The organism is Phormidium sp. CCY1219, assembly GCF_035615515.1.
In the GTDB taxonomy this organism is placed as follows: domain Bacteria; phylum Cyanobacteriota; class Cyanobacteriia; order Cyanobacteriales; family Laspinemataceae; genus CCY1219.
Map to the genome: position 1 here is coordinate 1 of NZ_JAJENT010000272.1, position 7,695 is coordinate 7,695.

General features: G+C 51.0%; 4 protein-coding genes. All 4 read right to left on the bottom strand.

Annotated elements, in window-relative coordinates:
• Positions 1-2,984, bottom strand: a 2,984-nt coding sequence (locus tag LKK83_RS03670) for an ABC transporter transmembrane domain-containing protein (RefSeq protein ID WP_324629503.1), incomplete at its 3' end; no start/stop codon positions are given.
• Positions 2,985-4,121: 1,137 nt separating this feature from the next.
• Positions 4,122-4,862 (bottom strand): foldase protein PrsA, encoded by a 741-nt coding sequence (locus LKK83_RS03675; RefSeq protein WP_324629505.1) that lies wholly within the window; start codon positions 4,860-4,862, stop codon positions 4,122-4,124.
• A 29-nt stretch (positions 4,863-4,891) separates the two neighbouring features.
• Positions 4,892-6,490 (bottom strand): calcium-binding protein, encoded by a 1,599-nt coding sequence (locus LKK83_RS03680; RefSeq protein ID WP_324629506.1) that lies wholly within the window; start codon positions 6,488-6,490, stop codon positions 4,892-4,894.
• Between the two features lie 167 nt (positions 6,491-6,657).
• A complete protein-coding gene (locus tag LKK83_RS03685; protein WP_324629509.1) occupies positions 6,658-6,960 on the bottom strand; it encodes a hypothetical protein in 303 nt (100 codons plus the stop codon).
• Positions 6,961-7,695 lie beyond the last annotated feature (735 nt).

The window sequence follows — 7,695 nt, forward strand, 5'->3', positions numbered from 1 at the left end:
CGACGTTCCGACTCGGTATCCAGAGAACTGGTCGCCTCATCCAAAATTAAAATCTGCGGATTGCCCAACAACGCCCGGGCGATCGCGACTCGCTGTCGCTGTCCCCCAGACAGAGACGCGCCCCGTTCGCCCACCTGAGTATTGTATCCCAAAGGCATCTGTTGAATAAATGCATGGGCTTCCGCCAACTTAGCCACTTCCACCACTTTATCCAGAGGCACATCATCGGCATAAAGCGTAATATTGTCCACAATCGTGCCGGAAAACAAGAAACATTCTTGCGGCACTACCCCGAGAAGCGATCGCAAAGACTGGGGTGAAATATGACGCAAATCGTGCCCGTCAATAGCAATTCGTCCGCTATTCGGTTCGTACAATCCTTGTAGCAACTTAACCAGGGTACTTTTCCCCGACCCGCTGCGTCCCACCAGGGCAACCGTTTGCCCGGGTTTGACCGCAAAGGAAATATTTTCTAACGTATTGCTCTCTTGGTCTTCACTGTAACGAAAGGTGACATGTTCCAAACTCACCTCGCCCTTCAGTTTCGGCAGCACCAACATGCGGCTGCCCACTTTTTCTTCCGGTTCGGTGGCAAGTACATCATTGAGTCGCTCCACAGAAATCCACACTTCTTGCAACTCATCCCATAGTTTCACCAAAGCCAAAATCGGACTAATTACCTTGCCAATCATCATGTTAAACGCCACCAACTGACCGATGGTGAGTTCTCCTTGAATCACCAGCATCGCCCCATACCACAGTAAAGCAATGCTGCCGATACTATTAATAATTCCGCTGCTGGCTTGCAAACCATTGGCCAATTTCTGGGCGCGAAATCGCGCATTGAGAGAATTGGTTAAATGGTCTTCCCAGCGCCAGCGCAACTCGCGCTCGGCGGCGGCAGCTTTTACCGTAGATACACCGGTCATCATTTCCACCAGTGAGGAGTTTTGTTCGGCGGTGGCATTAAACACTTCCCGGGAGACTTTCCGCAAAAACGGCGTCGCCACTAAGGTCAAAATCGCGATCGGGGGAATAATCGCCAACACCAACAAAGTCAGACGCCAGTTGTAATACAGCATCAGCCCCAAATATACAAATCCGGTGAGAAAATTCAACCAAGCCAACACCACTTGTCGGATCAAAAACCGCTGAATTTTTTGGTTTTCCTGCACCCTAGTGATGATATCCCCCACCCGGCGCGATTCAAAAAATTTCAGGGGCAGTCGCAGGGTATGATTGATAAACCCGGCAATCAAAGTCAGGTCAAGGCGGTTGGAAAAGTAATCGAGCAGGTATCGCCGAGTAGTGGATAAGGCGATTTTCCCGATCCCAAACAGTAACGCCCCCACCGCAATCACATGCAAAGCATTGATACTTTTGTTGACCACGATTTGGTCGAGAATGATTTGGGTAAATAAAGGAGTGACCAACCCAAAGAGCTGAATCAGCACCGAGGCGATAATAATCTGCAAGCCTACGGAACGATAGGGCCACAGCACGCGGAAGAAGCTGCTGAGGGTACGTTGTTGCGTTTCTTCGGCATTTTGCAGTCGCTCGGTGGGATCGAGCAGCAAAGCGTACCCGGTCCAACTGGAGAGAAATTCCGATCGCGGCACCCATCGCTTGTCCGCCGCCGGATCGGCGATTAAGATTCGTTTGCTTTGGACTTTGTACACCACTACATAGTGAATTCCCTGCCAGTGAGCGATCCAGGGATTGCTCTGTTCCGCGAGGCGACTCAGGGAGGCGCGCACCGGTCTGGCGTGGAATCCCACCTTTTCGGCGGCTTTGGCTAAGCCTTTGAGAGAAGCGCCAGAGCGCCCCACGCCAGACAGTTCCCGCAGGTAGTTTATACTAAAGCGCTTGCCCCAATAGCGGCCAATGATGGCAATGCAGGCGGCACCACAATCGGAGGAGGACTGCTGGCGCAAGTGCGGATAGCGAGCCAGAAGGTCGAGGACTTGACGCTTGAGGGGTTTGGGAAAAATTACCCCTTCCGATCCGTCGCTGTCTTCTTGGCGATCGCCCGGTGACTCGGGAGAACCCTCTGCGGCTTTGGGTGCGGGGGGCGTCGGCGCAGGAATCGGTGTGGCCGATCGCCGCCTCATGGGTGCCGCCACGGGGCCAGCGTGACCGTTCCCTTCGGTTTTTTCTTGCCACTTCCGGTCGAGAACTGGGGCGATCGCTTTGGCTTGTTCCCAGTATTCAGCGGGCAGTTGGAAGATTTGTAGCTCTGTTTGTGCAACACAATCCCGGGGAGTTTGTTCCGGATACCCCCAGCTCTCTGCAATCCCCGGCGGGTCTGTTTCCTCAGCGGTTGCTTCTATCTCGCCGCGACGCAACCAAAAGCGACCCGATTCTTCCGGGGTGGCTTCGGCTAAGGCGGATCTGGCAGCAATTTCTCGCTCGGTAAACAAGGACAATAGTTCCCGCAGTTGATGGCTGGATAGGCTACGCAATTCGGTGACAGTTTTGAGAAAAATTTGCCGTTGCCGTTGTGCGGTTTGTTGCTGCAAATAGGTATAGAGTTCCGGCGCGCGATCGCGGTAAGACTCCAGTTGCCCCAGATCGAGACGCGAAATCTCACCGGTTGTGGCGGCGATCGCCCGATATCCCTGGACATCTGAGTGCAAACATCGATCCGCGCCAAAGATATCGCCGGCTTCGAGAACCATTGCACAGACTTCTCGTCCGCGATCGGGATCGAACGCCAGCAACCGTACCCGACCGCGCTCGATCGCGTAAATTTCCCGCTTTTCTTGTCGCTCGGTCTCCTCGGTTTCACTGACATCCCGGATTGATAAGAGTTCGTCTCCTAACTCGAACGCACTCCCCTGACAGGATTCCTTTAACTGCGACGCGACTGTAGGTTCGATATCCATTTCCCCTACAAGCTGCATCACCACACTTTGGCTGTCTGCGCCCGGTGTCCCCGAAAAGCTGGGTTGGGATTGTTTGTTTATCCCCAACATTCCTGTCATAAATGAGCCTCCCCATCCCGATGTCTTACAGTTGACGGCGATCGACCGTCGGTTTGATTAATTAAAAAACTTAGATACAATTTTCAGTTTATATGGGTAATGTGGCCAGAGATTGCCCCGGCTATCTGAGCCACAGAACTTGGAACCCTAAACGAATCGTAGAACAGTTTCAATCGATCCAGTCTAGGACACTTCACCTGCGCGGTTTTCAATGCATTTTCACCCCTTTAAACAGCACGATCGCCAAGCGGCTTCTTGGCTGACTTATTGCTATTGCATCATAATTAGAGCCAGTAAGGAATCCTTCGCTCGGTATATCTGCCTCAGTGTTAGTAAATCTCTCTGGCTTCCGCAGTATGTCTTTCGGTATAAAAACCGTAATATTTCGGATGTTATTTGCGACACAACCCTCTCAATAGGTTTAGAGACAAAAATTGCTGTAACTCTTTTTTATCAATAGCTCCAGAGGATTTAATCTGCACCTGCCTCCGGGGCTTATTGAGAAGACGAGCGACGATTTCCCCGTTTGAAAAAATTATCCGGTTGGGTATTAGTCCCTGAAATTCTAGTCTACACGGGCGTTTCGCTTGAGAGCCAACTCACCCGATTGAGAATTTTCCGACTCGGCTCGGCAAAACTCCATGTTTACGTAGTATTACTGAAGCCACGGTAACACTGATTTTACAAAAATTAATGTTTTAGGCAATAATATTGTTGTTGTTTGACGCCATCTGAAGTATAATTAAAGTTTAAAGTTTTTGCAACAAGCAAAATCGATCCACAACCTCACCGATGTGGAGTCTCCATATCCACGAAAGGGGAAAAATGGAAGAATTTCAAATTGAGAATTGAAAATGCTAGAAAGTTGGATTGTTAATTGGTAATTGATGGGACGCCTCTGGATCCGGGAAACTGATGGCGGATCCTGCTCATCCGGTTCGCCGACGGATCCCCTTTGCCCAGGGGAATTCCCCCTCGGGGGCGTGACCCCCCGCCTTTCCCGATGCAAATTGACCGCCAAAAAAATAGCCCGCGTAGGCGGGTCTAAAATGGGTGTAACGGGAGATTTTAATCTGCGGATGTGCTACAGGAGCCAGGGGGCAAAGTATAAGTAAGGTGAAGGCGGATGTGCCGCGCTTAGAGTTGTTGGTTGTGGAGCGTGTAGTTCAGTTCCATGCTGAGCCACTGGGCAAACAGGCGATCGATAATTTGTTGGCGAATTTCCGAGGTGAGTTCGGCGCGAATCAACTCCTCGGCTAAAAATAGATGATAGCCGAGATCGGTTTTCAGCGGTCCGACGATTTCGTGAAGGGGCGTACTGAAGACTGCGGGGGCGATGTCGGGTTGCAAACGCGATCGCGGGATTTTGCCTTCACATCCGCACAGAAGGCGACGGCGTTCGTCCATATCGTAGAGATGCGCCGCTTCATAAAAGCTAATTTCCTGTTCTTCGATTTGATAGAGAACTTCCCGAGCGACTTTTTCGTAAGGGACAATGATTTGATAAAGGAGGATTTTATCGAATTCGAGGCGATGTTCGGCGAAAAATTTTTCTACTTCTTTGTCAAATAAGGCAACCGCCAACTTTTTTTTCAGCAGGCGATCGCGAATCCCCGCTTCCCACTCATTGGCCGAGATCGTGCGTTCAGCCAGCCAAGCTAACGTATCGGAGGCTTTTTCCAAACGATATTCAAGCCGAAAGCGATCGCCTTCGGCTTGAATTTCCTCATCACTCACTGTAACGCCCCGTTCTCCAGCCGTTTTTGCGATGATTTTTTGATGTAAAATATTTTGCAAAATCGGCTGAATTTGAAGCTCTTTTTTTAGCCAGTCAACAACTTCATTTGCCTCGATGCCTGCTTGGGATAAATTCATCATCGTTTGGCTTGCTCCTTTGGCTTTTCATCTCATCCAATTTCAAGCAAATTGTCGGGAATCCTGATGAAATCAGCAACCGTCAAAGTGGTGGTTCCGTTGGCATCAACGGTATTGATAACCACACCTAAGTAGCCGTTGTCGTTGATTTGAATAAGCGTAGAATCCGCATTGCCATCGCCATTGAAATCAAACACTTCAAAACTGAGGTTATCGAGAGAAAACCCCGGATTTAACGCAATTTTATCGCCTTCAGCTCGATTGAAATCGGCGATCGCATCTGCCTGTAGCACGTCAGTGACGGCAGTTTCGACTCTCAATCCAAACCAATCCGCCCCCGAACCGCCAATCAGAGTATCGGTACCAAAATCGCCCACCAAGAAATCGTCACCCTGACCGCCAATCAGCCAGTCATTATCTTGTCCCCCGCGAAGGATATCGTTGCCATCTGCACCTTCGACAGTATCATCACCCATATTCCCATTCAGAATATCGGCATCTGCCCCACCGAGGAGGCGATCGGCACCCTCCATTCCCCGCAGGTAATCTTCTCCACTGTTGCCTTGAATGTCGTCACTGCTAGCACTCCCCAGGATTTCATCATTCTGTGCCGATCCGGCAAGTAAGACAAACAATAATGTTTCCGAGAGGGAGTCGGATAGCTCCGAGTCTGCCTCAGACTGGAAGTCGATCGCATTGTTCGGCACACTGACTGTTGGCAAAGGCGGAAGTGTGGGAATCGCGATCGATATAGAAGGCGAAGAGGTTTCAGTCTCAGCAGGGGAGGTAGAGGCTGTGCTATCGGCAGCAGGGACATCCGAGGTGGATGCAGTGGCGGTGCTTTCGGCGGAAGTGCCGTTTGGGGTGAAATCCGACGCCTGAGTGGTGGTGGTTTCTCCGGTGGGGGAAGTGGCGATCGCCTCGCTACTACTTTCCGCACCGGTGTCATTCACCGTCGAGGAAGCACTGCCAGAAGAGATGCTCTCGCCAGAATTCGGCGTGGCAGGGGGTTCCGGCTCAGTTGGGGGTGGGGCAGAGGTACTCTCACTCTTGCTCTCCCCCGGGGGAGTCTCCGGCTCAGGGGTGGATGACAGCCCTGTCTCACTTGTGGCCTCGCTGGAGGGGGTTTCTCCCGATCCACTGGCAGTGCTAGCACTGCTGCTTTGTGGATTGTTAGCGGGAGTGTCTGTAGAAGCACTGGCGTTGCTTTCCGTAGGAGTGGCGGAAGCCGTGGCACTACTGGCGCTTGTCCCTGAGTTGCTGGTTTGCGCGCTGCTGCTACTGCTTTGACTCCCAGAAGTGGGAAGAATAGTATCGGTGTTATTTGTTTCGGAAGTGCTATCGTCGCCAGCATCAGTGGGATTGTCAGTGCTATCCTCGGCAGGAGTTGCGATCGTCACATGGGCTTGTGCGCCCTGGTTAGAGGCGATCGCTTCCCCGCTGGCACTGCTTGAAGTTGCCTCCGGCACAAACTCCTGGGCGATCGCGCTTTCCGTTTCGCCCGTGGGAGTCGTGGCAGTTGCCTCACTGGCACTCGCCGCACCATGTTCATCTACCACCGAAATGGCACTCACTGAAGCGCTGCTGCTCTCGGCATTGTCGAGAATTGTGGGATCGAATGGAGTAGGCATTGTGATTTATCTCCCGATCGGGTGGTCTGCTCTTGCTGTGGTTGAATGGAAACTGGAGTTTGTAGAGTGGGCAGTTCGAGAACAGATGCGCGATCGGCACCTCTGAGAGTGGCTCTCTCTGCCCACCCTACCATCTGCAATTATTTTTGCACGAGTACATATCTTTCTTAGAAGGAATAAACAGATAAAGACTGACTGGTAGCTGTGAAGCTACTGGTGTGAAAACCCGTCTGGGCGTAAGCAGAGCCTTCAGCAAAAGAGTCCGTAATGCTGTATTTATCCCCGGAGTAAACCCACACCGATGCTTCGCTGCTGGTCGAGGTGGATTCACCCGATGCCACTGCGATCGCCGAACCTGAGCCAAACCCTGAAACAGCGATCGTGGTTGCATCCGCATAAGCCCACAAGCCCCCTGCGAGCTGATTGTCTTGGCTGACCGAATTCAAATACTCTAAATCTACTATATTCATGGTGATTATTTCTCCAAATCTGTTGTAAGGGACATCATCCGCGCTCCCAATGGCTGAAAAAGCCATTTGCAAAAGCCACTAAAGCTTCAAGAGTTAAGCTTCTAGCGGCTTAGGCATATGAGAGGATTGATGGGTGTTTGGAGAGTTACTCCCCCGAGCGATCGCTGTTACTTACCGAGAAAGAATAAACTCGAGAAAACGACAGCCAATCAGTGGTCAATGGGCAGAAATAAATCTTTGTGAGGGTATTTTCTCCAAAAGCTAAAGATTCCCCTTCAACAATTGCACTATTGTTGTTTAGGTCAATATCCGTTTTCAGAGACAGGTTCGCGAAATCGTTTTGGTAGTAAGTGTAGTACGGCGTCAAGGAACCGTCTTGCACTGGCGGGTTTCTCAGCAACGACCTCCAAATAATGTAGGTCGGAAACCATCATCAGTTTTGCGGGGTTTGAGGAACGATCGCGGGTCAAATTGCTCCGGATAGTTGTCCTCAGCAAAAACCCGATCGCGCTTCTCGGAGAAAAGGAGTCATATGCCAAGTTAATCTGTTTAATTCCTGGCGATCGTCTCCTTTTCCCCGATGTCTTAGCGGCGTTTAGTCTGTAGCCGAGAAGGAATATACGGCAGAGGTTGAGCTATAGTCAGTGGTGTAAGTCTCGAAGGAAACCTTAGTAAAGGTATTTTTCCCGAAAGCAAAAGCACCACCTTCTACCACCGCACTGTTGTCGTCCAAGT